Annotated in this window: 15 protein-coding genes; 4 read left to right on the forward strand and 11 right to left on the reverse strand. The window is 68.6% G+C overall.

All coding sequences use genetic code 11. From position 1 onward, the window contains the following. Nucleotides 1-18: 18 nt before the first annotated feature. The 7 genes from ACN27J_RS21120 to ACN27J_RS21150 form a co-directional block, all read right to left on the reverse strand. Entirely contained in the window at nt 19-4,062 is a 4,044-nt protein-coding gene (locus tag ACN27J_RS21120) for an Eco57I restriction-modification methylase domain-containing protein (RefSeq protein WP_421368794.1), read from the reverse strand. A gap of 100 nt (nt 4,063-4,162) precedes the next feature. Further along, the gene (locus tag ACN27J_RS21125) at nt 4,163-5,581 is read right to left on the reverse strand and encodes an ATP-binding protein (RefSeq protein WP_421368796.1); all 1,419 of its coding nucleotides are present in this window, start codon (nt 5,579-5,581) and stop codon (nt 4,163-4,165) included. A gap of 243 nt (nt 5,582-5,824) precedes the next feature. Continuing rightward, a complete protein-coding gene (locus tag ACN27J_RS21130; protein ID WP_416550929.1) occupies nt 5,825-6,265 on the reverse strand; it encodes a PIN domain-containing protein in 441 nt (146 codons plus the stop codon). Next, nucleotides 6,262-7,176 carry a hypothetical protein gene (locus ACN27J_RS21135; protein ID WP_416550928.1) on the reverse strand — a complete coding sequence of 305 codons (915 nt, stop codon included), beginning with the start codon at nt 7,174-7,176 and terminating at the stop codon, nt 6,262-6,264. The genes ACN27J_RS21130 and ACN27J_RS21135 overlap by 4 nt, the downstream gene beginning before the upstream one ends. A 296-nt stretch (nt 7,177-7,472) precedes the next feature. Further along, nucleotides 7,473-7,805, reverse strand: coding sequence for a hypothetical protein (locus ACN27J_RS21140; RefSeq protein ID WP_421368798.1), 333 nt, complete (start codon nt 7,803-7,805; stop codon nt 7,473-7,475). 5 nt (nt 7,806-7,810) lie between these two features. Next, the gene (locus tag ACN27J_RS21145) at nt 7,811-8,050 is read right to left on the reverse strand and encodes a hypothetical protein (protein WP_421368799.1); all 240 of its coding nucleotides are present in this window, start codon (nt 8,048-8,050) and stop codon (nt 7,811-7,813) included. Continuing rightward, nucleotides 8,047-8,409, reverse strand: coding sequence for a hypothetical protein (locus tag ACN27J_RS21150; RefSeq protein WP_421368801.1), 363 nt, complete (start codon nt 8,407-8,409; stop codon nt 8,047-8,049). Before ACN27J_RS21150 ends, ACN27J_RS21145 begins: the two co-directional genes overlap by 4 nt. 358 nt (nt 8,410-8,767) lie before the next feature. On the opposite strand from ACN27J_RS21150, the gene ACN27J_RS21155 reads away from it, so the two are divergent. The 4 genes from ACN27J_RS21155 to ACN27J_RS21170 all read left to right on the forward strand — a co-directional run bounded on the left by ACN27J_RS21155 (nt 8,768) and on the right by ACN27J_RS21170 (nt 11,836). Next, nucleotides 8,768-10,048: a helix-turn-helix transcriptional regulator gene (locus ACN27J_RS21155; RefSeq protein WP_421368804.1), complete on the forward strand. Its 1,281-nt coding sequence runs from the start codon at nt 8,768-8,770 to the stop codon at nt 10,046-10,048. Then, the gene (locus tag ACN27J_RS21160) at nt 10,048-10,584 is read left to right on the forward strand and encodes a GNAT family N-acetyltransferase (RefSeq protein ID WP_421368806.1); all 537 of its coding nucleotides are present in this window, start codon (nt 10,048-10,050) and stop codon (nt 10,582-10,584) included. The genes ACN27J_RS21155 and ACN27J_RS21160 overlap by 1 nt, the downstream gene beginning before the upstream one ends. Nucleotides 10,585-10,960: 376 nt before the next feature. Continuing rightward, nucleotides 10,961-11,353: a Panacea domain-containing protein gene (locus ACN27J_RS21165; protein WP_421368807.1), complete on the forward strand. Its 393-nt coding sequence runs from the start codon at nt 10,961-10,963 to the stop codon at nt 11,351-11,353. 12 nt (nt 11,354-11,365) lie between these two features. Next, on the forward strand, nt 11,366-11,836 hold the full coding sequence (locus tag ACN27J_RS21170; protein ID WP_421368810.1) for a hypothetical protein: 471 nt from the start codon (nt 11,366-11,368) through the stop codon (nt 11,834-11,836). A gap of 8 nt (nt 11,837-11,844) precedes the next feature. Here the strand turns inward: ACN27J_RS21170 and ACN27J_RS21175 are convergent, their stop codons facing one another. The 4 genes from ACN27J_RS21175 to ACN27J_RS21190 form a co-directional block, all read right to left on the reverse strand. After that, nucleotides 11,845-12,627, reverse strand: coding sequence for a hypothetical protein (locus ACN27J_RS21175; RefSeq protein ID WP_421368812.1), 783 nt, complete (start codon nt 12,625-12,627; stop codon nt 11,845-11,847). A gap of 146 nt (nt 12,628-12,773) precedes the next feature. Further along, nucleotides 12,774-16,805 carry an Eco57I restriction-modification methylase domain-containing protein gene (locus ACN27J_RS21180; protein WP_421368814.1) on the reverse strand — a complete coding sequence of 1,344 codons (4,032 nt, stop codon included), beginning with the start codon at nt 16,803-16,805 and terminating at the stop codon, nt 12,774-12,776. Further along, the gene (locus ACN27J_RS21185; RefSeq protein ID WP_421368816.1) at nt 16,805-19,699 is read right to left on the reverse strand and encodes a helicase-related protein; all 2,895 of its coding nucleotides are present in this window, start codon (nt 19,697-19,699) and stop codon (nt 16,805-16,807) included. The genes ACN27J_RS21180 and ACN27J_RS21185 overlap by 1 nt, the downstream gene beginning before the upstream one ends. Then, complete coding sequence (locus tag ACN27J_RS21190) at nt 19,696-25,002, reverse strand: DEAD/DEAH box helicase (RefSeq protein WP_421368818.1); 5,307 nt, start codon at nt 25,000-25,002, stop codon at nt 19,696-19,698. Before ACN27J_RS21190 ends, ACN27J_RS21185 begins: the two co-directional genes overlap by 4 nt. Nucleotides 25,003-25,046: the final 44 nt, after the last annotated feature.

Genomic DNA, 25,046 nt, shown 5'->3' on the forward strand with positions numbered 1-25,046 from the left:
CATTTCGTCCCTGCCCGGCTAGGCTTCGCTGCTGACGGACGTGGCGTGGTCTCGGTGCTGTCTGCGAGCCGCGTCGAGCGGGGAACGGTACGTCGTACCGGTGCGGATGGCAGTGGCCATCGCGTCGTAGAGCTCCAGGATCAGACGTTTGGTGCGGTACTCGCCGTGGGTCCCCTCGTCCTTGTCCCGGACGACCGTGAAGGTCTCCATGATGTGGTCGACGTCATCCCGGTCCACCCCGTACAGGTGGAAGTAGGCGGCGTCGAGTTCGGCGCGGATGAGATCGCGTCGCCGCGGGTCCCACCGGAACGGCGGGCCGTCGTCGCCGAGGTCACGGGCGTACGGTGCGAGGTCGTGCGCGGTGTAGGTCAGCTCCAGCACCCGGGGCCGGATCCACGTCGACAGATCGACCACATCCGAATCCCAGGGCACCGGTTCGGCGTACCGCCATGGCGGCAGCACGGGCAGCTGCTTCAACAGGAAGTACGCCAGCGACGTACCGACATGCTTCTGTCGAAGCACGTAGTCAACCACCATCGATGACAAAGCCGCCTGGATCTCGCACGCCTGTGGCCCGACGGTCATGAGTGGAAACTTGTGGTTGACCGCTATCCGAGGTACGACTGCGGGGATCAGAGTGCGTTCGTCGGTGCTGCGGGCGATGTCGCGCCAACCGAGGAACCAGTCGTGCGACCAACGACCGGCCAGCCGCTCATCCATCGCCCGCTTCGGCACCCAGTAACGCGGCAGCGGCAACCGCGCTGGATCATCGTGATCGGCGTCGGTGAACCGGGGTAGCGTCCCGACGTTCAACTGCGCCTGCGTCGCACCCTCGTACGTACCGAACCGGTGGTCGTAGAAGTGGACCATCTTTGCCTCGTACAACGGCAGCATGCGCTCGTCGCCCCGGACGAAGTGGTTGCCTTCCAGGGACCAGCCGTCGCCAACCAGGTCGTCATAGCCACGGAACGACCCCGAGTCGCTCGCCATGTCGAACATCCGCAGGAACGACACACCCCACGGGTTACCGTCCGGACTGTCCTCGCGCCACAACACCGGCACCCGACGGTAGATCCCCAACGTGATCTCCGCATCCCGCCGCGACAGAAACACCGGACACGTCCCCGTGTTCGGATTCAACAGACTGATCTCCTCCGGCGTCAACGCGTACGCCCGCCGCGCGATCTGATCCACCTGCCGCACCCGGAACACCAACGACACCTGATCAACCGGCCGCCGCACACCCGCCACCGTCAACAGCGAAAACCGAAACGAGTGATGCACTCCCGGAAAGACCCGGTCCTCGTTCTCGAAGTCGAACAACGACACCAGACTCCGACGACGCACCAGGTCCTTGAAGAAGTCCTGGGTGGTCGCATCGGTGGCGATACCCGTCGGCACGATCATGCCGAGCTGGCCGGTGGTGGCGAGCAGCGTCCGGCTGGTTTCGGCGAAGACGGCGTACGTGTTGATGTCGCCGCGCCCGGTGAGCCGGTGCCGGCCGGCGGTCCGCAGCAGGTGGCTGACACCGCTGGCGGTGCGTAGCGCCTTTGTCCAGCTCAGGTGCAGGTCACGCTCGGCGGGCTGCGCGCTGTCGGCGAGTGCGGCGATCAGCTTCTTGCGGGCGGCGGCGTTCGGCGCACCGGCGACCGCTTCGTGCTGGCCGTCGAAGAACTCCTGCTCCTGGAGTTTGACCCGCTCCCAGGGCGGGTTGGTCAGTACGCAGCTGAAGCCGCCGCGCCAGCCGGTGGCCGGGTCGACGCCGGCCTTGTCGGCGTGATCCCCGTCGGCGGGGACTTCGAAGATGTGCGGGAACTCGATGTGCCAGTGGAAGAAGCCGTACTGCCGGACCATCGTGTCGACGAGCTGCCGGGCGCGCTCGACGTCGTCGCTGCGCTCGTCGGCGGCGATGCGGGCCAGCATCGCGTTGGTGAGGCCGTACGCCCGGTTCCTGGGGATCTTCGGGGCGACGAACGCGGCGCACCAGGCGTCAGCGATCTGCCGCAGTCGACGCCGGTGCGGGTCGAGGGTCTTGTCGCGTTGGGCCTGGATGTGCACGTCAGCGAGGGTTTCGCAGGGTGCCAGGTGGGCGATGGCGGCGGCTTCGGCGGCGAGGTCGAGGTTGCCGACGCTGTCGGTGGTCAGTGGTCGGACACCGGGTGACTGGCTGGCGTTTTCCCGGCGTAGGGCGGTGACGACGGCGCGGCTGTCGCCGTCGAGGGCGGTGTACGCGGCGTCGGGGATGCCGGCGGCGAGTTGCGCCGGGGTGGCACCGAGCAGCGAGTTGCCGACCCGCAGGTGCGCGTCGAGGTAGCCGAGGGGTTTGCCGGGTTCGACCGCTTCCAGCCAGAGGGAGAGTTTGGCCAGCTCGACTGCCATTTCATTACTGTCGACGCCGTACAGGCAGCGGGTGGTGACCTTGCGCATCGCGGCCTGGACGGCGTCGGGGTGGGGTTCCAGGTCGTCGGTTTCCTCGATGGCGACGCGACGGGCGATGCGGCGGGCCGCGCCGATGAGGAAGTGCCCGGATCCGCAGGCCGGGTCGCAGACGGTGATGCGCTCCAGGGCGGCGACGCGTTCGGCGGGGGTGTCGGCGTCGCAGGCCTCGTCGAGCAGCGGCTCCAACGTGGAGTCGAGGAGTTCGTCGACGAGGGACGGCGGGGTGTAGTAGGCGCCGGTTTTCTTCCGGTCGCTGCCTTTGACCTTGACGAAGCAGAACGTACCGGTGTGGGCGTCCCAGCAGGGGTGCAGCTCCAGCAGTGCCTCGTACACGCTGCCAAGTTCTTCCGCGCCGAGCCGCGCCCAGTCGACCCACTGCCGGCGGTCGGCCCGCCGGCCGGTGAGGACGCTGAGCTGGGTGACGGCGGTGAGCAGCGCCGAGTTGGTGAGCTGGGCGCGGCGCAGCGGCAGGTCGAGTTCGCTGGTTTCGAAGACGCCACCGAGGGCGGGCAGGGCGATCACCGGGCCGCCGGCTTCCGAGCCGAGCAGCTGGAACACCAGGGCGGTGCTCTGCCACAGGTCGCCGTGCCAGGAGTGGCGGCGGGTGTCGGCGAGGCGGCGCAACCGGCGGGACGAGAAGTAGGTGTCGTAGCGGTCGCGGGCGGCCCGGCTGGCGTGCGGGTCGAGCAGGACGCCGCGGTCCTCGACGACCATCCAGAAGATCAGCTTGTAGACGAGCCGCAGCAGGGAGCGTTTCAGGTCGGCCAGGGTCAGCCGGCCGGCGGCGACGTCGTCGCGCAGTTGCCGGTTGTGCGGGTGGCTGAGGAAGCCCTGTCCGAGGGTTTCCAACGCTTCGTGTACGCCGTACCGCAGGCTGGTGAGGGCGCGTTCGCCCTGCCGAGCGCCGTAGGTGCGCCACTCTTCCAGCGGGCAGGAGGCGGCGCCGGCCTGCGGGTCGATGATCTCGAACCGGCTGGCGTGGGCGATCCGGTAGAACAGCAGGAAGTCGGCGAACAGTTCGCCCTGGAAGATCGCCGCCAGGTCGAATTCGAGGTACGCGCTGCCGGCGAGGTTGGTGGAGTCGCGCAGCAGCCGCAGCTGCGGCCCGTTGCACAGCACCGCCCACAGGTGCTTGTCGCTCTGGTTGAGCAGCCGTTGCACCATCACGTGCGGTGCGGCGTCGGCCGGGGAGCGGGTACCGCGCGGCGCTCCGGCGGCCCGCCGGTCGAGGTCGGCACCCCAGGGGGCCAGGTGCACCGGCAGGGCCTGCTGCCATCGGTGGCTGACCGGGAACGGCTGTTCGTCGACGACGATGCCGCCGGGTAGGCGTTCGATGCCGTCGAAGTCGAGGGTACGCAGCAGGGTGTGCCGCCAGTCGTCGGCGGCGCGCCGCCGATTTCGGCGGCTGCCGGTGCCGGCCTGCTGGTCGGCGTACCGGTTGAATTCGTCGCGCAGGTAGCCGAAGTCGCGGTTGGCGATCCGGCGGACGGATTCGCCGGCGGTCAGGTGGTAGGAGCGGGCGTCGATGGCGGGCACGGTCGGGTCGCCGTCGCGGATGCGGCCCAGGACGCCGCCGGGCAGCAGGCTGCCGACCAGGTTGACCGCCGAGTGCGCCACCGCCATGCTCGTCCTCCCCAGGCCGAGCCCCCGCGTCTACATGTGGCGATCATTCAGTCACGATCCGGGATCGATCGCTGTCGAGTAGCCGACAGATCACCGCGCGCTACCGGTCCTGCCAGGCGGCAAGCAGGTCGGCGGGCTGGTAGAGCACGTCGAGGCCACGGCAGGACGCGCCACTGCGGGAGACGGCGACGGTCGGCACCGGCTCGTCGGTCAGCGCTGCCCGGTGCCGGAACAGCGCGGACAGGTCGTGCCCGTCGAACGGCGCCTGGTCGTGCCATTTGATCGAGCCGACGAAGTACAGTTCGCGGGCGACCGGTGCCCGGTCGGCACCGACGATGTCGATCTCGACGTCGTTGGATCTCGTCCAGTACGCGCCGATGGCGGGTGCCGCCGGCAGCGAGTCGTCGGGCAGCAGCCGGGCGAGCGCGTCGCGGATCAGTGGCTCGACCGCCCGGCCCCGCCAACTCGGGAAGCTCGTTCGGATGCGGGCCAGGGTCAGGTCACCCCGGCCGCGTTCGATCTCCGGCATCGCGGGGGCGAGAAACCGCAGCCAGAAGCGCAGGTACGGGTCGACGATCCGGTAGCGGCGGTCCTTCGACGGGCGGGTCGACAGCGGCAGTTCACCGGTGACGAGCCGCTTGGCCTGCAGGGTTCCCAGGGACCGGTGCAGCGACGTAGCCGACAGTTCGCCGGCCGTACGGGCGATGTTGGTGAACGTCCGTTCGCCGGAGCCGATCGCGGTCAGCACCTCGCGAGCCTGGAGTTGGGCGGGGAACTCGGCGGCGAGTGACCGTTCCGCGGAGACCAGCAGCGCCGATGTCGGGTCGGCCAGTGCCGCGCCGAGGAAGTCCCAGACGCTGGCGCCGGGCGGCCATTGCGCGGCGACCAGCGGCAGCCCGCCGGTGAGCAGGGCGGCGTCGATCGCGTCGGCGGGTGGCAGGTCGAGCATGGTGGCGAGGTCGGCCGGGTGGAGCGGGCCGAGCACCATCTCGCGGCCACGCTGGTGGAACGGCCGACGGTAGTCGTTGAGCGCCTCCATCATCGCCAGGTCGGAGCCGATGAGGACGAGCAGCACCGGCTTGCGGGACAGCAGCCGGTCCCAGGCCCGCTGCAGGATGCCTTCGAACTGCTGCTCGGGATCCATCAGATAGGGCACTTCGTCGAGGACGACGACGCTGGGAGTGTCGTCGGGCAGCGCCGCTGCCAGCAGCCGGAACGCGGCGTCCCAGTCCGACGGGTTGGCGGCGGCGATCAGGTCCCGGCCGGGCAGGGCCGACTCGGCCGCGTCGGCGACGAGTTGCCGCAGTTCGGTGGCGGTGCCGGCACCGGCGGCGGTGAAGTAGAGGTACGGCACCTGCGCGTCGTCGACGAACCGCTCGACCAGGCGGGACTTGCCGACCCGCCGCCGCCCTCGGATGAGCAGGCAGCGGCCGGGCCGGTCGTCCCGGGCCGAGGCGATGCGGTCCAGCTCGGCGGCGAGGGTGCCGAGTTCCCGGGTACGCCCAACGAAGCTCGCCACGCTAACTCCCATGTTAGTAACACCGATGTTAGTAACATCCAGGTTAGCTCAGGCGTGAACATGGCGGCACAGCCACCGCGAGGGCTGCAATATTTGGCTCAGCTACTGCAAAACTTGCCTGTACGACTAATATTGCAGAAGGCAGCGAAATTTTGCAGCAGGGAGCGGTGGCTAAAACGAACAAGTCTCACAGTCCTTGCTGACCCTGCCACACCCCACACAGACCGTCCGGAGATCGCGACCTCACAAATCAGGGTGAATGAGTCTCAGGTCAGGGAAAGATTTCGAGATCGTCCCGAAGTCGCTCAGGTTGTTCGTGGCGACCGGCAGTTGCGGGCGAAGCGCCAGGGCACACGCAGCGGTCCAAAGGTCGTTCGTGCCGCCCTTCTGTAGGTGCCCGGAGAGCTTCGCGTGCATCTCTGCCCAAAGCTCTACGACCTGGGACGTGTAGGGAACCACGACGAAGGACTTGAGCCGCCTGCGCAGATCCTCTATGCGACGAGCACCCCACCGTCGACGGTGGGCGTTGGCGAGCAGCTCACCGTACGTAGCGAAACTCACGGCCTGCTCGTGACCTGCGGTGAGGCTAATGAACGCCCTGCCATGATCGGCTCCCATCAGCCAGTAGCTCACGACGTCCGTGTCAATGAGCAGTGGCCCATTGGGGACGTCCTCCGGCCTCATTCGGCGAGAGCCGCGAGGAATGCGGCTCGCTCATCGTCCGTCAAATCGGTCATCCCTAGCTCGGCCGCGTTGACCCAGCCGTCCGTTCCTTGTGCTGTCTGGAGTCCAGCAAAGGTCTGGGGCTCCCAGAACGAGTCAACGTCAAGCTCCAGTTGGGTGCTTCGGGAGACTGCGCGCAGGTCGACGCTGGTAGCCTGCGCTGTCCGAGGGTGGTAACGCACGTAGCCCTCAAGATTCGCGCGGGAGCGCAGTGCCTCCTGAATCTGGTCAGCAAGCTCGGAGGAGAAGTTGACTGCTACAGCGTCGCCGCTGGCAAGACGCAACCGAGCGGTGTGGCTTTCGAAATCTGCCTCGAAAAGCACCCCGGTCAGGGTCTCATCCCTGCTCGTGGGCACCCGGTCACCGATGCGCTGCAGGCGTTCCCGAACTGCAGCATCGATAGTCGCTTGGCGTGAAGCCTGTCCCGTCGACATCGGGGAGTCATCGATCAAGGTCATCGCTGTGTTTCGGTCGCCGATCCCTAGATCTGCGGCTAACCGAGCGACCGCGGCGGCCAGCTCCGCGTCTGTTTCCGGGCCACCGCCGGTGATCACGGCTAGCAGCCGATCAAAAGCAAGAGAACTCAGGTCCGCGACGGAGATAGGCAGCTCGTCGTCGTTTGGCTCTGCCGCTTCCGGCAAGGCGAAGACTCCGACAAAGCTTCCGCTCTGGATATCTACCATGCGAAGGCGCGCCGCGCTTTCGATAGCCTGGACGTGCCGACCGGTCCCACGCCGGGCCTTTCCGAGGACCAGGTACGCCGCGTGGGCTATGGCACGTTCAAGACCAAGGATCATGCGGGCGACGTCGGCCGCCGCGACGCGGCCGGGCTCGGCGTTGACGCCTTCCAGCTTCGCCCGGACGATCCTCATGAGCCGCGACTCCTACATCTGATCCCTGTCGTCGAGGACCTGGTGCCTCGCCATGCAGTCTAGAAGGAACCACGCAGGGTCGTGGTCCCCTGACCGACCGACGACGAGCCGAATTCGGTTGCCGGGGTGGGTGGGAGCTCTACCGTGGGCGGGGTGTTGACGCCCGCAGACCGGGCCGTACGCGCGGGACGCCGCCCGCACACCGGCTCGGTCGACGACGCGGCAGGGTGGCAGATCCTGCGTGACTATCTCAAGCCGATGAACGGCGACGGCGCTGCTGGTTGGGACCGGCCGACTCATCTGACGGTTCGTCGGGCCTGTTCGGCTCGCCACAGCAGTTCGCCCTGCTCGGCGGCTGCCTCGTTGGCGGCGATCCATTCGTCGATCTCGGCCCGGTGGTCGGCGTAGTAGTGCAGCGCGACGTCGACGCTGTGCCGGGTCAGCTCGGTGCTCGCCATCATCTCGGTGACCAGCTCGTCGCCGTCCAGCTCCGGGGAGGCGGCCTTGATGGCGTGTCGCGCGGCGATGACCTCCCACACGTCGGGGCCGCCGGCCAGCGCGGCCCGCTGCCCGGTCGGCCCGTCGCGCAGCAGGATGCCGGGGTACTTCGCGCCGTCGTACAAGCTCATGGGAGCTACTCCTCCTCGTAGAGAAGAGGAAGTACGGGTCTGTCGTCGGTGACTCCGTCGGGGAGCCGGCCGGCGGCGGCAAGCCGCTCGTACGCCCAGCGCCAGTCGTCGCAGCGGCTCCGCAGGCAGGACACGCAGACCTTGAGCGTCGGCGAGTCGGTGTGGGCGGCCAGCATGTCCCGGTAGACGGCGACGAGGTCCTCGCGGACCGGCACCGCCTCCCCGACGGACGGCCCGCTGCTCACCGCGCACCCGCGTAGTAGTGGTGCTGGCCGTTGGCCTGCCGCTGCGGGTCGAACCGAGCCTCGAACTGCTCGGTCTGCCATGCGCGCAGCGCGTTGCGCACCCGGTCCGCCTCGCCCCAGGCCATCCGCAGCTCACGGCGCAGCTCGTCGACCTCGTCGGCGACCCGTTCCAGGTAGCCGTACACCTCGTCGGGGTCGAGGCCGCCGCGCCAGCGGCGCGGCAGGAACCGCATGGCGCGCACCGCCGGCCCGGTCAGCCGCGATCGCCGTACGCCGTTGCGTCCGCTGTTGCTCTGGTAGTCGCCGCCGGTCGCCGCCGTCAGCCGGTGCCGTACGGTCGCCGCGTTGCGCCTGAACACGCCGTGCCTCCTTGGGGGAGAGAATCGTGGAGAGGCGCCGGGGCGGGCGGGATCACGCCAACCGAGTTTGCAGACCTGGGAGCCGCGTTGCCGGGCACCCGCCCCGGGCCGTGCCACCACAATGCCGGGCGCACGCGGCCCGCCGGCAGGTGCATTTCTGCGGCATTCCTGGTGCACTTCTGTTGCATCGCTCGCTGACCTGCACAAACAGGTGTGCGACAACTTACCCGCATCGCCGTGGAATTTCCACGCCAAGTCTAGCGGAAGAGTTATCCACAGCCCATTGCATTGATCTTGTAGATCTGTGTGTACTACGTGCACCGTGGACATTGGTCCGACGCGACGGGAGGGCGTCCAGGTGACGGCACGGCGGCACGACCTGGTCAGGCAGCGTAGGACGGCAGGCTTCAGCCAGGAAGGACTGGCCAGGCTCCTACAGGTCGATCGCACGACGATCGCCCGGTGGGAGCGCGGTGACACAGACCCACACCCAGCGGTACGGGCACGACTCGCCGAAGCCCTTGACCTGGCAATTGATCAGCTCGACGCACTGTTCAGCGCCGAGCCGACGAATCTCGCTCTGGACAGCACCGATTCCGGCGGTACGGTGGCATTTGGGGATACCGATGGAGGTGATCTTGTGAACCGCCGTGCTTTCGCAATCAACACTGCTCTCGCCGGCCTCGGCATCGCCACACCGCTGCGCGACTGGATCACATCGCCGCAGGTGCCGCAGCACCTCGGCATGGAGCACATGCAGCAGGTCTCCGAGACGATCCTGGCCTTCCGCCGTGCCGACGCGGCGGTCGGCGGTGACAGCCTGTGCGACGTCGCTATCGCCATGCACCGCCGCCTCACCCGCTGGGAGCGCGAGACGAGCTACAGCCGCCAGGTCGGCGAGGCCCTGCAGGACTGCCTCGGTGACCTGGAGGTCCAGACCGGCTGGCTCGCCCTCGACGCCGAACGCCGTCAGGAGTCCCGCCACTTCCTACACGAAGCCTTCGTCCGCGCCCGGCTCCGCGACGACCCCCGGCTTGAGGTGCGTGCCCTCCAACAACTCTCGATGCTGGTACGGGATGCCAATCCATCGGAGGCGTTGCGCTTCGCTGACGCTGCCCAGCGGATCGCCGCGCCCTGGGCTACGCCCCGTCTAAAGACTCTGCTGCACTTGCGCTCTACGCTGGCCCACGCCAAGGCCGGCGATGCATCCGGCTTCGGACGCGAGCTGGTCAAGGCCAAGACTCAGTTCGACCGAGGGACGGCACTCGACGACCCGCCATACCTCCAGTTCGTCAACACGTTGGAGATGACTGGTATCGAGGGCGCCGGTCATCTCGCCCTCAACCGACCAGACCGTGCATCCAGCCTCTTCGCTGAAGGTCTCGTGGATCCCGATCCCCTCTTTCGACGGAACCTCGTCCTTACCAGGGTTGACGTCGCAGATGCCCTGTACCAGCAGGGCGATTACGTCGAAGCCGGCAGAGTCGCGAACGACGTCGTGCCGGCCGTGGCCTCGATTGAATCCCGTCGAACCCGGAAGCGTCTGGCAACCCTGCGAGCCGACCTCGGGCGGACGGCTCCTCACGTGCCGGCGGCTCGTGACTTCATCGAGGCGTACGACGCCGCAAAGGTCGCCTGATGGCGGTCGACGGTCTCAAGCTCGACGTCTACGACGCTGACCAGGCGAAGGCAATCCTTGAAGACCTGGTCGCCGTCTACATCGAGATCTACGACGAGCCGGCCGACGCGTTCCACGGCGAGGACCGCTACCGCAGGCAGATCAACGGGCACATGACGCTGCCCGGCTGGAAGCTCGTCACCGGCACGGTCGGCAACGAACTCGTCGGCTACACCTATGGCTTCCCGCTCTCATCAGGCCGCTGGTGGACCGGGCTGCTCACGCCCGTACCGGACGGATTCACCTCAGAGGATGGGCGGCGCACCTTCGCGATCAGCGAACTCATGGTCCGCGAGTCGTGGCGGCGGCAGGGGATCGCCCGCGCGCTGCACGACGCGTTGCTCGGCAACCGGGAGGAGCCCAGAGCAACCCTGCTCGCCGACCCAAAGAACGCCCCGGCGCAGGCCGCATACGCCTCCTGGGGCTGGCGCACCGTCGCCCAGCTCCGCCCCAACTGGGACAACTCCCCCACCTACGACGTCCTCATCCGCCCGTAGCAGGGCTGAACGCGATCACGACGCGGACCCGACAAAGAACGCAAGCCCTCGCACCGACTGAGTCTCTTAGCAAGTAGCCCCAGCGAGTTGTGATTCTTATCACAACACCTTATGTGTTGTTGTGACCAGGAAGTTCTTTTCGTAAGTGGTCATACTTACACAAGACCAACTCATGAGGGTTCACGAGGACACTACGAGTAGCCCTCATGATCTGGTTGCAGGTGTTACCCGAGGTTGTTGGGGTAGCACTGGACCTGGGGGGCACCTTCTGACGCATTCGAGGGGGGTTCGGGTGCGCCAACGAAAGGCAGCAACCGTGGCACGTATCGAAGACGTCGCAGCTTACATACTAGACCGGCGTGGCCCGATGACGGCCATGAAACTGCAGAAGCTGTGCTACTACGCGCAAGCTTGGCACCTCGTCTGGGAGGATCGTCCGCTCTTCGACAACGAGATTCAGGCTTGGGCCAACGGTCCAGTGGTCCCCGACCTTTACCTGCACCACCGGGGCCGCCTCCAGGTTGCTCCGGGCGAGTTGCCCGGTCACGCCGACGCGCTGACCGCTGGTGAGCGGGAGAGCATTGATGTAGTACTCGAATTCTACGGGGAGCTGACAGCGCACCAGCTAAGCGAGCTGACTCATCGAGAAGCGCCGTGGCGTGACGCTCGGTCGAACGCCGGTCTGGCCCCGATGGAACGCGGCACCGCGCGCATCACCCATGCTGCCATGTTCGAGTACTATGATGGGCTCACCTCGACCGACGACTAGACTAGGCCAAGGATGGCCAAGCCAAAGAGAATTACGCCGAAAGCTGGAGCGGTTGGGCTTGTTGCCCGCAAGGCCGTTCCAGCTTCCGCTGTTCGCGCGGCAAAATTCAAGCCGCCAGCCGACGGCCTCCTTTCGATCAGTTGGTCTAGGTTCGATCTCGACGGCCCATGGTGTTTGTCGAAATCAGACTCGCTGACCATCGTCAACATGATGCGCCGGCTACAGTCCATGGAAACCATGACACCGGATCAGGTCTTCAACAACGGTGGCGAGCCGGGCAAGAATTATGCGATCGAAGCAATTCCAAACAGAGATGCACGCAAAAGGCTGGAAACTCTGGGGTTCTCCGACGAGACCCAGATCAGCAGGCTACGAATCACCGGCGAATCTCGCTTGTACGGATTCAGACGTGACCCATACTTCTACGCACTATGGTGGGACCCCCATCATGCAATCTGGCCAAGCCAGAAAAAGAACACATAAAACAGCAATCAGACTACGGTTTGGTCGGCTTCCTGCCGATCGCCAGCACTGGGTGTCTGCACAAGATCGGGAGACACTCCGAGAGAATCGGCAGCAGCAGCTAAAGCCATCGCTGTCGCAGATTCCTTGTCGAGATCGCCGGCACACCAACGCCATCCGAGGACGGAGAGCTTGTCCGCGCCGAGGCCTAGGCCGCTTTCCGAATAGTCACTGAGTAGTTTAGTAGTCACGGCATCTGCATGGTTGCCAACGATCCGCCCAGCGATATGGAGCTTTGGTTCACGCCCAGAAGGACGCCGGTCATGGTTGTATCCGGGAGGCGCAGCCGTTATGTCACCTTGGCGCCATGCATCGACCATATGCACGATCTCCGGATAATCGGTCAGAATCTCAATGCGCCGGTAAGGAACGAGCTTCTTGATCGCCCAAAAAAGTGCCCGGCACTCCGCAGCAAGTTCGCCGTCGCCGTCATATTTACGAAACGTTGTCGTCGCACCGAAACCGAAGTGGCCATCACTCGCCAAGTAGCCCCATCCGCGCGGGTGCTGAGCACGTTCTTCATGACGGGCGTAGCAGCCAACCACAGCTACCTCGACATGAGCTCTCTCTTGAACCCTAGGCTGCGCCAACTGCCTCTCCCACTGGTATGAGTCTCGACTGATTGCTTTCCCGCTACCCGACTTGATCTCCCGGTCCTTCGCCTCACGCCACACAACCGGCGACTGACAGACCCTGTTCTTCTTGATCGTCAGCCAGGGTTCAGGATGAAGGACGCGACCGTCTTCAACCACGCAAATGACACCACAGATGCCACAGATAAACTGTGTGTTAGGGAGGCTCAAGATAGCATCGCAATCTAGATCATTTCGGACGGACATCAAGGACCACAGTCAACCCACGGGTTGCAAACAACCAGCAACTCACGCCTCACTGAAATTCATCCCGGGTCCCTACCGCTATTGGCTAGCGAGTGGCGCGGGCCTTGGCCAGGTGGGGGGTCGAGCGGGGTTTGGTACGGCTGGCCGGTGCGGATGGCATCGGCCATCGCGTCGTAGCGCTCCAGGATCAGGCGTTTGGTGCGGTACTCGCCGTGCGCCCTCTCGTCCTTCTCTCGGACCACCTTGAAGGTCTCTATGATGTAGCCGACGTCATCCCGATTCACCCTGTACAGGTGGAAGTAGGCGGCTTCGAGTTCGGCACGGATGAGTTCACGTCGCTGCGGGTCCCACCGAAACGGCGGGCCGTCGCAGCCGAGGCTCTTGGCATAACTAGCCAAGTCGTCAGCGGTGTAGGCCAACTCGACAACGCGGTCAGCGATCCACGAATCCAACGATCCGAGGCAAGAGGCCAGCGGACCACCGTCGCGGTAGCCACCGGGCGCGAGGACGGGTAGCTGCTTGATGACGTAGTACTTCAGGTGAGTCCCGGATGCCTTCTGGCGCACCACGTAGTCCAAGACAAACGAACTCATGTTGGCCTGCAGGCCAGCCGAAACGGTGCTGGGCATCGCGAGAAGGTAGGTGTCCCCGACGGCCGCGAACGGGATCACGGTTGAGATCAGGGTGCGTTCGTCGGTGCTGCGGGCGATGTCGCGCCAACCCAGCAGCCAGTCATGCGACCAGCGGCCAGCCAGCCGCTCATCGACAGCCCGTTTCGGCACCCAGTAGCGTGGCAGTGGCAGCCGCGCCGGATCGTCATGCTCGGCGTCGGTGAAACGGGGCAGCGTCCCGACGTTCAACTGCGCCTGCGTCGCCCCCTCGTACGTACCCAGCCGGTGGTCGTAGAAGTGGGCCATCTTCGCCTCGTACAACGGCAGCATCCGCTCGTCGCCCCGGACGAAGTGGTTGCCCTCCAACGTCCAGCCGCCTGGTTCCAGGGCCTCCCTCGTCCGGAAAAGCCCCGAGTCCGTGGCCATGTTGAACAGGCCTTGACTGAACGAGACACCCCACGGGTTGCCGCCCACTTTGGCCTCGTCCCACAGGACCGGAACCCGCCGGTAGATCCCCAACGTGATCTCCGCATCCCGCCGAGACAGAAACACCGGACACGTCCCCGTGTTCGGGTTCAACAGACTGATCTCCTCCGGCGACAACACGTACGCCCGCCGCGCGATCTGATCCACCTGCCGCACCCGGAACACCAACGACACCTGATCAACCGGCCGCCGCACACCCGCCACCGTCAACAACGAAAACCGAAACGAGTGATGCACTCCCGGAAAGACCCGGTCCTCGTTCTCGAAGTCGAACAGCGACACCAGACTCCGACGACGTACCAGGTCCTTGAAGAAGTCCTGGGTGGTCGCATCGGTGGCGATCCCGGTCGGGACGATCATGCCGAGCTGGCCGGCAGGTGCAAGGATGATGCGAGATGACTCCGCGAACATCGCGTAGGTGTTGAGCCGGCCCTGGCCGGTCAGTGGATAACGTCCGGAGCTGCGGATCATGTGGCTGATCGCCTCGACCTCGCGGACAGCGGTTTGGTAGTCCCGATAGAGCGACTGATACGAGAACTCCTCGGCGTGCTCAAGTGCGGCGATCGCCTTTTTCCGCGCTGAGGCGTGAGCCGCGTTCGCGATGTGTGGCGCTGGTGCCGCGAAGAACTCCTGCTCTTTGAACTCGATTTTCTCCCACGGCGGGTTGCCGAGGACGCAGGAGAAGCCGCCCTGCCAGCCGGTGGCGTCGTTGACCGGGCCGTGGTCGGGCACCCGGAAGATGTGCGGGAACTCGATGTGCCAGTGGAAGAAGCGGAACTGCCGGTGCAGCCGCTCCACCTGCTCCTCGACCGCGGCCAGCTCCAGCGACGCCTCACCCTTGCCGAGCCGCTCCAACACCGCCTGCGTGATCGCCGTACCCCGGGAATCTGGGGTTTTGGCCTGCACGAACGCGGCGCACCAGGCGTCCGCGACCAGCCGGGCGTGGCGTCGCTCCTGCTCCAGGACCTGCGCCCGTTTCGCCTGCACGTGCACGTCGGCCAGATCACCCGGCTCGACCCGGGTGAGCTGGGCGGCCTCCTCGGCGAGCGTGGCGTTGCCGACCTGGACGCCGCCGCTCCACAACAGCTCCGTCTGGCCGCCGGCCTCCTCCGCGTTCTGCTTCTTCAACGCGGTGGCGACCTTCTTGTCGTCGCCGGTCAACGCGGTGAACGCCGCGTCCGGAATGCCGTCGGCCAGCAGCCGGGGCGTCACCCCGAGCAGTGAGTTGCCGACCCGGATGTTGGCGTCCAGGTAGCCCAGCGGTCGGCCCGGCTCCATCGCCTCCAGCCACAGCGACACCTTCGCCAACTCGGCGGCCATTTCGTTGACGTCGACGCCGTAGATGCAGCGGCCGATCACCCGGCGCAGCGCTGAGCGGACCGCCAGCGGCGTCGGCTCCAACTCGTCGGTCTCCTCCGCGGCGACCCGCTTCGCGATCCGCCGGGCCGCCGCGATCAGGAAATGCCCCGACCCACACGCCGGGTCGCAGACCGTCAACTCCAGCAGCGCCGCCACCCGCTCCGGCGCGGTCGGCCGGTCGCACGCCTCGTCAATCAGCGGATCCAGCGCCGACTCCAGCAGCGACTCCACCAGCGACGACGGGGTGTAGTAGGAGCCGGTGGTCTTGCGTTCGTTGCCGGCCAGCCGTTCCGTGCCGAACCGCCACGCCGACGCGTCCCAGCGGGGCCGCAGCTCCAGCAGCGACTCGTAGACGCTGCCCAGCTCCTCCGCGCCCAGGTGCCGGAAGTCGACCCGCTGCCGGCCGCCGCCGCGCCGCTGCGGCAGCACCGCCAGCGCCTCCACCGCCTCCAGCAGATGCCGGTTGGACAGCTTCGCCGCCGCCAACGGCCGGTCCAGCGGACCCGGCTCGAACAGCCCGCCGATGCCCGGCAGGCCCAGCCGGGGCTGGCCCGCCTCCCGGCCCAGCGAGTCGAAGACCAGGCGGACCGCCTCCCACAGGTCGCCGTGGCGGGAATGCCGCCGCCGCACCGCCAGGTCCCGCAGCCGGGCCGCCGAGAAGAACGTCGCATAGCGCCGCCGGGTCGCCGCGTCCGCCTGCGGGTCCAACAGCGAATCCCGGTCCTCGGCGACGAACCAGAACAGCAGCCGGTAGATCACCCGCAGCAGGGAGCGTTTCACGTCCTCCAGACGCAGCGTCGCGTCGGCGACCTGGCCGCGCAGCGCGGCGTTCTCCGGATGGGTCAGCAGCCCGGTGCCGAGAATCTCCAGCGCCCGTTCCACCCCGTCGCGCAGCTGCTCCAACGCGCGTTCGCCCTGCTTGGCGCCGGCCGCCCGCCACTGCTCCAGCACACACGACGCCGGCCCGGCCGCCGGATCGGCCGGACGCATCCGGGACGCGTGCGCCAGCCGGTACAGCAGGACGAAATCGGCGAACAGCTCCCCGTCGAAGATCGCTTCCAGGTCGAACTCGATCGACGCCGAACCGACCAGCGTCGTCGAATCCCGCAGCAGCCGCAGCTTCTGCCCATTCGACAGCACCGCCCACAGGTGCCGGTCGCTGCGGTTCAGCAGCTGCTGCACCATCGAATGCGGGGCGGCGCCGGCCGCGCCGCGCACCCGCGCCGTCCGCCGGTCCAGGTCCACCCCCCAGCCGAGCAGATGCACCGGTACGGCGTCCCACCGGTGCGACACCGGGAACGTCAACTCGTCGACGGCGATCCCACCGGTCACCGGCGTCAACGGGTCGAAGCCCAGCTCCCGCAGCAGCACCAGCAGCCAGCGTTCCCGGGTCAGCCGGGCCGGTGCGCCGTCGCCGGCCCGCTCCCGCTGCCGGCTGAAGTCCCGCCACACCTCCTGCAGGTAGGCGAACGACCGGTTGGCGTAGCGGCGCACCGACTCACCCGACTGCAGGCCGTACGCGGCCGGGTCCATCCCCGGCAGCTCCCGGTCGCCGTGGCCGATGCGCTGCAGCAGACCGCCGGGCAGCAGGCCGCCGTCGACCCGTACCGCCGGATAGATCACCGCGCCGCTCATCACTGCTGCCCTTCGGGAAGGTAGAGGTAGACGCCGAGCACGTCGGCCGGTTTCTGCGCGGTCACCGTGACCTGCCGGCGGACCCGCTGCCCGACCGCTTCCCGGACCCGCAGATGCGCGGCCCGCAACCGGTCGGCGAGCTCGTCGGCGGTGGTCGACAGATGGTCGGTGACCGCGTCGAGCTGGCCGACGACCCGGGCCAGCAGCGGCGTCGCCGTGTCCGGCAGCACGTTGCCGGTCGGGGTCGCCGACAGCAGCGCCGCCGTCTCCTCCTCGGTCAGCCACTCGGCCGCCTGCGGGGCACCCCGGAACGCCAACACCCGCGCCTCCTCGGCGACCATCGGACGCGGCTCACCGCCCGCCGCCGCGCCGGCCGGCAACGTCAGATGCAGCCGGAACCGCACCAGCAGCAGCGTCGTGCGTTTCGACACCGCAGCCGTACGCATCACCCCGGCCCGCCGCGCCGGCCGCTTCTCCGCCGACAGTTTGTCCCCTGGCAGCGACGGATCCAGCGCCGACTCCAGCACCTGCCGGGCCAGCGCCGACACGTACGGGTCGGTCCGGTCCAGATGCGCCGCGCCCGGCGGCGTCGGCAGCTCGCGGCGCAGCTGCAACACCCCGGCCTTTGCCTGCCCCGCCTTCGTCGGCCGGGGCGGGAAGGCGTCGGTGACCTGGCCGGGCAGCCCGGCCAAGTCGGCGTCGAACCCGTACGGCCGCTCGACCACGTCGGCACCGAACGCGGCCAGCGCGGTCGCCGCGAACTCGGCCACCTCGGCCGGAGTGCCCAGACTGGCCCGGATCTCGGCCAACTCGTCGGCCACCTCGGCCGGTTTGATCGCCCGCTGGGCGTACTTGGTGCGGGACTCCTTCTCCCGCTCGGCCGCCGAATCCCACTGCCGGTGCAGCTCCTCACGCGGGCCGACGGCCAGCGCGTCGATGGTCAACTGCTCCGGCTGCTCCGGCGCCACCAGCAGCTCGTGGGCGATCGTCTGCAGCACGTCGTCGCTGGCGTCCGGCACCGGCACCGAGATGCCCAACGTCTCGCGGATCCGGTTGTGCTTGCGCAGCAGCACCTTCAACACGATCTCGTCGATCCGGTTGTCCGCGCCGTAGATCATCACCGCGCGTACCGTCGGGGCGACCTGGCCGAACCGGTCGACCCGGCCTTCCCGCTGCTCGTGCCGGGTCGGGTTCCACGCCAGGTCGTAGTGCACCACCGCCTGGAACCGTTCCTGCAGGTTGACCCCCTCGGACAGGCAGTCGGTGGCGACCAGCACCGGGCGGCGGCTGGTGTCGGCGGTCAACTCGGCGATCCGGGCCGCCCGCTCCTCCGGCGGCAACGCCCCGGTGACGCAGCCGACCGCGAAGTTACGGCCCAACGCCGCCTCCAGCCGCTGCGCGACGTACTCGGCGGTGTCGATGTAGCGGCAGAACACCACCGGGTTGAACCCGTCGCCGAGCAGCGTCTTGACCTCCTTGACCAGCAAGGTCAGTTTGGCGTCGCCGGCCCCGGCCAGCGCCTCGGCGCGCCGGGCGAACTCCCGCAGCCGGCGCTGCTCGGCGCTGCCGCCGCCACCGTCCGCCCCTGGGTCCGCGCCCGGGGTCGCGTCGGCCGACTCCTGGGTCTCGTCGTCGGGCAGGTCCAGCACCGCCGCCCGGCCCAGAGTGTCCGCGTCCTCGGCGCTGTCGGCGTCGGCGTTCGCCGCCCGGGTCCGCAGCGTCGCCGCCGCCGCGGCCGGCGACGACGCCAACGCCCGCAGCAGCGCCAACGCCGACCAGTAGCGCACCCGCTGGCGCACCTGCCCGCCGAGCGGATCCCGCACCACCTGCCGGGCGTACGCCACCACGTCGTCGAACAGGTCGCGGTACTCGCCGGACAGCCGGTAGGCGCGCTCGGTGGTGTGCCGGTCCTCCGGAAACGGGGTGTCCTCCAGGAAGCCCCGGATGTCGGCGCGCCTGCGCTGCACGAAATGCCGGGCCAGCCGCTCCCGGCCGGCCACCTGGTTGAGATCCACCGTGGCCAGCTCCGGATCCAGCAGGCCCAGCAGGTTGCGGAACCCGGTGTCCTTGCCGCTGTGCGGCGTCGCCGTCACCAGGATCAACTGCCGGGCCGGGTCGGCGGCCAACCGGCGTACCAGCTCGTAGCGCAACATCCGGGACTTGCCGGCCCGCCGGTCGTCGTCCGGCACGCAGCCGTGCGCCTCGTCGACGATCACCAGGTTGGGGCAGCCGCGGACGAACTGCTCGCGCAGCTCCGGCCGCTTGATGAAATCGGTGGAGACCACCACGTGCCGGTAACGGTCGAACACCGAATCGGTCGAGCCGACCAGCGACGCCTGCAACCGGCGTACGGTGCCCGGCAGCACCAGCTCGGCGGCGATGCCGAACTTGGCCGCCAACTCCCGCTGCCACTGCTCGGCCAACGCCGGACTGCACAGCACCGCCAACCCGTCCGCGTCGCCCTGGGCCAGCAACTCGGCCGCGATCAACCCACTCTCGACGGTCTTGCCGATGCCGACGTCATCGGCGATCAGCATCCGCACCGGGTCCTGGCGCAACGCCATCAGCAGCGGCACCAGCTGGTACGGCCGGGGCTCCACCGCCACCGCGCCCAACGACCGGAACGGCCCGCCGGAGGAGCGGAACCCGATCCGCAGCGCCGTCCGCAGCAGGCCGGCCCGGCTGGCGTTGCCGGCATCGGTCGGATCCGGGTACGCGAACGTCGCCGACCGGACCTCCTCCACCTCCGGCAGCACCGCAGCGCGTTCGTCGTCCGCCCCGCCGAGCGGGCGCAGCACCAGCACCTCCGGCTCCGACTCGGGCAGCACCACCCACTCCCGGCCCCGGGCCGTGACCAACGTCCCCGGCTCGAACCGCTGCGCCGCCACCGTCACGCACTGCCTCCCTGCCGCCGCCCGAACACGCCGGGATACCGGTCCACCACGCTCTGCCAGTCACCGGCGGTCACCCGGATCGGGGTCCAGCCGGCGTCGATCACACTCTCCTCGGCGTCCACGTCCCGCCCGGCCCCCGGCTGCGCGCCCGGCTCGTCGACGAAGACCACCGCCCGCTGCTGCCGGTAGGTCAGATCCGGGCTGACCCCGGCCACCGGCTCCGCCACCGGATCCGGCCCCCGGTACGACTCGCGCGCCAGCCAGGCCACGAACTCGGCCACCGGCCCGTCGACGCTACCGGCACCCGCCGACCCGTCGCTGCCCACTGGTGGGCAGTCGCCGCCCGGCGGCCGGCCGGCCGCCAGCTGCTCGGTCGCCGGCTGGTCGGTCGCCGGTCGCTCAGCCGTCGCCGTCGCCGTCGCCGTCGCCGCAGCGAACGACACCAGCAGCTGCGCCACCAGGTGCCGGTTGATCCGCCGGTGAAACCCCTGATTCGAGTACGACAACAGACAGTCGTAGCAGCCCTGGACGCAGCGGTCGGCGCCGGCGTCCGGCTGGTCCACGTCGACACCGGTCGGGTCGAAGTGCGCGATCTCCAACGCCTTCGCCGCCACCCGCGCGACCGCGTCCGGCTCCTCGACCAGCCGACGCAGCACCCCCGCCCCGCCCTCGGCGCTCTCGATGAACAGCATCCGGCCACGATCATCCGGATCCGGCAGCAGCTCACCGGTCAGCTCCGAGTCCTCCAGCTGGAAATGCGCCTCGATGCCGCGTTCCACCGCGTACAGCAGGGTCACCGCCATGTCGTCGGGCACCCGCTCGGCCAACCGCAGCACCAGGATGTTGCGCCGGTCCTGCACGTACGGGATCACCCGCTCCGGCGCGGCCACCTTGTCGATCGCCGTGATCGCCGCCTCGTCCGAGGTCAGCTCCTCGTCGTCGGCCCGGTTCTTCTCCGTCGCCTTACGCTCGGACAGCCAGTCACCGGTCGCCGGATCCAGGAAGAAGCCCCGGACACTGGCCTCCTTGCGGCGGCGCAACCCCAGATTGGCCCGCCGCACCGTCGCCGCGTCGCCGTAGACCAGCTCCGCCAGCGGACTGCCGTCGGCGGTGGTCACCGCCGCCGTCAACCGGCCCGGCCGCCGACCATGATCATGGAAGCGGTACGACGTCTCGATCTCGAACAGCGACCGACGCCGCTCCTCCTCGTCCGACGAGATCCGCTCCCGCCGCTGCGTGCGGACCGTGTACAGGCGCAGCAGATTGGTGTCCGTCGCACCCAGCCCTTGCCCGCAGTTCACACACACGTCCCAGCCGACCTCGTCGTCGTGCAGATGCCCGCACTCGGCGCACCGCCGCGCAGACGAGGTCAACACCCCGTCGGCGTTCGACGCCACCTGATGCAGCTGAACGCCGCGCACCAGGTAGCGGGCACCCTCGTGGTAGATCAACGCACCGGGGCCGAACTCGCTGATCCCGATGAACCGGGGCCGGTGGATGTAGTCGCCCTTGCGGCCACCGGCCAGCCCCGGCACGTACGCGGCCAGCGGCAACCGGGGAAACGAGTAGCCGGGCAGGAAACCCTCCGACGCCAGGTAGCGGAACGTGTAAAAGTCGGTCTGCGGCTCATCGGAGTCCTCGTTGGCCAGCAGGTTCAGCTGCACCCGGGCGTCGTTGGCCCGCCGGCTCGCCTCGTCCCGTGCCTTGCCGGTCACGTTGGTGTCCACCGCCCGGCGGTTCTGCACCTCGTACTCGCGCCGCGCCGCCTGGTAGAGCTGCCGCCAGCGGCCCAACGCCGCGTCGAACTCGTCGTACGCCTGCTCCACCGTGTCGGCGACCCAGCTGGCCCGCCACCAGGGAGCCCCGCCGAACGCCCCGTCGACGTCGCCGGCCAGGACGGCTTCCGCACGGGCCAACGCCCGCTTACGGGCGTCGTCGTCGCGCAGCTTGCGGACGAACTCCGGCGAAATCCGCAGCGACGGCGCCTCCCCGCCGGTCTCCAACAGCCGCACCAGTGAACTGGGCAGCTCGGCCCCGGTCTCGGCCAGCCAGATCGCCTGCACGTGCGACCGCACCAGATCCTCGTTGGCCAGATCGAGCCGGGGCGCCTGCACCGCACCGCCGACCATCAGCTGCGGGCGTCGGAAATAGAACTGGTCGTGTGCGTTGCCCGTCGAACAGTAGGTGACCACCAGCGCCGGCTGCCCGGACCGGCCGGCCCGCCCGGCCCGCTGGGCGTAGTTGGCCGGCGTCGGCGGCACGTTGCGCATCGCCACCGCGTTGAGATCCTTGATGTCGACGCCCAGCTCCATCGTCGGCGAGCAGAACAGCAGCGGCAGCGCCGCCTCCTGGAACTGCTTCTCCCGCTTCTGCCGGTCCGCCGCCTCCACCTGGGCGGTGTGTTCCTTCGCCTGCAGCCCGGCCAGCAGATGCGAGGTGTCCCGGTACAGGTCCCGGAAGAAGGTGTTGACCCGGGCACCCGCCTCACCGGAGAGCACCTTGCGGACCCGGTCCTCCGCGCCCACCGTGCCGTCCCCGGCCTGCCAGATCAGCGCGTCCGACTTCAGCCGGTAGCCGCTGACCAGGTCGTCGCCCTCCGGTGGCACCTCGATCACCAGGGTCGCCTCGGCCAGCACCGCCAACAGGTCGCGGATCATGTCCTGCGCGTCGGCGACCGTGCAGCCGTCCTTGCCGTACTGGCGGATCAGGTACTTGCCGAACGCGCCCCGGCCGGACAGATGCAGCAGTTTGCGCCGCTCGCCCTTGCCGCTCGGCTTCGGGTAGGCGACCCCCGCGACGACCGCCCGCTCCCGTTCACCCAGCTTCCACGGCTCGGCCAGCTGCTGGCGGGACAACCGGTCGATCTCGTCGAAACCGTCCTGAGTCAGGCACCGTACGTCGATCGCCAGGTTGCGGCGCAGTTCGTCGAGCAGCGTCGAAGCCACGTCGTGGCGGCGTTCCGGTTTGTCGTCGCGCAGCAGATGGTGGCTGCGCGACCAGATCTCCTCGTCGACGGCAACCTCGTCGAGGTAGCGGTAGCCGATCCGCAGCAGACCGGTCTGCTCCAGGTTCGGCATGGTGACCCGCCAGCCGCGTTCCAGATCGAGGTAGAGCCGGTAGTTGACCACCTCGCGCAGCGCCCGCCAAATCTCGTCCTTGCCGTACCGCACCTCCGGGGTCCGGGCAAACTGCCCCAGCTCCAGCCGCAGCGCCTCGGTGACCTGCTGCGCCACCCGCTCGTGGGTCAACCCGTCCGGGGCCGCCGCCACCGCCCGGTACAGCGCACCGCGCAACTGCACCACCTGGACGAAGTCGTTGAAGTGCCCGGCCTGCAGCGAGGCGTCCTGCCGGTTGTCGACGAAGGCGAGCAGCTTGCGGGCCTCCGCCGGCAACTGCGGGGCGGCCCGCAACGCGCGTACCACGCTCGCCCCGACCACCGACAACGCCGAACTGCGGCCCTCCACGGACAGCTTCGCCAGCTGGGCGAAGTCCTTGCCGCGCTGGCGTTCGTAGGACACCTGGCAGCGCAGGCAGAACCGGAACGGCGACGAGATCCAGGCCGCCGGCACCCCCTGCCCCGGTGCCTGCTCGGTGCCCATCGGGTCGAGATGCACCAGCTCCGGCAGGTGGCGTTCCTTCGTCGGGGCCACGATGGTGCGCCCGTCGTCGGCCAGCAGCGTCCACGAGTACGGCAGCCGGGCGTCGCTGAGCACCGTGTCGAGATCCGCCGGCCACGGCTGATCGTCGCTGATGTAGAGGTAGCCGGCGTCACCGGTGGCCGACTCCACCTCGCTGCCCGCCTCGAAGCCGTGGTCGGCGCGCCGGACGATCAGATAGTCCTGGCCGCATTCGCGGCAGAAGGCCAACGGCACCAGCGCCTTCGACTGGTCGACCATGCTGGTCGGGGAGAGCGCCTGGTAGCGGCTGGTCACATGCCGCACCGACGGCGGCTCGATCGTGGTGTAGACGTTGTCGCCCTTTGACAAGAACTGGTGCAGCCGGAACGCGAAGAACGGCCGCCCGGTCCCCGGGTCGTCGAGCCCCGCACCGGCGGCCAGTACCGCCTCGATCGCGGTGGCGCACTCCCGGCCCGGCACCCCGGTCAGCTCGGCGAGCAGGTCCGCGGCCTGCGGCACCGTCCGGGGCCGGCGCAGCCGCACCGGCCGGCCGGTGACCGGGTCGGGCTCCACCCCGAACGCACCCTCGACCCACGCCGCCAACGGATCGTTGCGCAACCCGTCGACGTCCGGCCGTGGCGGCTCGACGGCGGCCCACCGCAGGACCCGGTCACGCAGACCGGCGGGGTCCGCGCCGGTGCCTGCCGGCGCTCCGGTGGCCGGTCCGCTGCCGGCCGGTGCTCCGGTGGCCCGCTCCAGCGTCTCGACGATCACGTGGCCGGGTTCGACGGTGGTGCCGAACAGCCGGCTCGCCACCTCGGCCACCTTGATCCGCTGGTCGGCGCCGGTGGTGTCGGAGGCCATCGTCGCCGAGGTGCCGACGCACTGCACCTGCGGTGCGGCGAAGGCGTCCCGGGCCCGGCGGACCAGGAACGCCACGTCGGCACCCTGCCGGCCGCGATAGGTGTGCAGCTCGTCGAGGACCAGGAACCACAGGCCCCGGGCGGCCCGGGTCAACGGGCCGCGTTCGGCGTGCCGGGTCAGCACCAGCTCCAGCATCACGTAGTTGGTGAGCAGGATGTCCGGCGGGTCGGCGAGGATCCGCCGCCGCTCCTCGGTGTTCTCCTGCCCGGTGTAGCGGGCGAACCGCACCGGCGGGGTCCCGCCCGGCAGGCCCCAGCTGAGAAACTTCGTCAGCTCGTTGAGCTGGCTGTTGGCCAGCGCGTTCATCGGATAGACGATGATCGCCTTCACCCCGGGCCGGTAGGTGCCGTCGGCCTTGGCCCGCAGCACCCGGTCGACGATCGGCACGATGTACGACAGGCTCTTGCCGGAACCGGTGCCGGTAGTCAGCACGTAGCTGTGCCGGTCCCGGGCGATCTCGATCGCTTCCCGCTGGTGCTGGTGCAGCCGCAGCGGCCGCGCCCCCGGGTCGTCCGGCTGGCGCTTGATCCGGAAGATCCGCTCGTTGTCGGGGTGCAGCAGGCCCTGCCGGACCAGCTCGTCGACCCTGCCACCGGAGGCGAAGTTGGGATTGAGCGACAGGAACGGTGCCGGCCACTGGTAGCCCTGGGCGGTCAACTCCGCGATGTGTTCGGCGATCTTCGGGTCGCGGGGGTCGACGAAGCTGGACGTGAACTCCTTGTAGTCCTCGATGAGCTTGTCGCGTACATCGAAGACGTCCACCACTGCTCCCCGGCCCGGCACCACTGACAGTCCGTCGATTCAAT

Source organism: Solwaraspora sp. WMMB762 (genome assembly GCF_049179115.1).
Lineage (GTDB): Bacteria > Actinomycetota > Actinomycetes > Mycobacteriales > Micromonosporaceae > Micromonospora_E.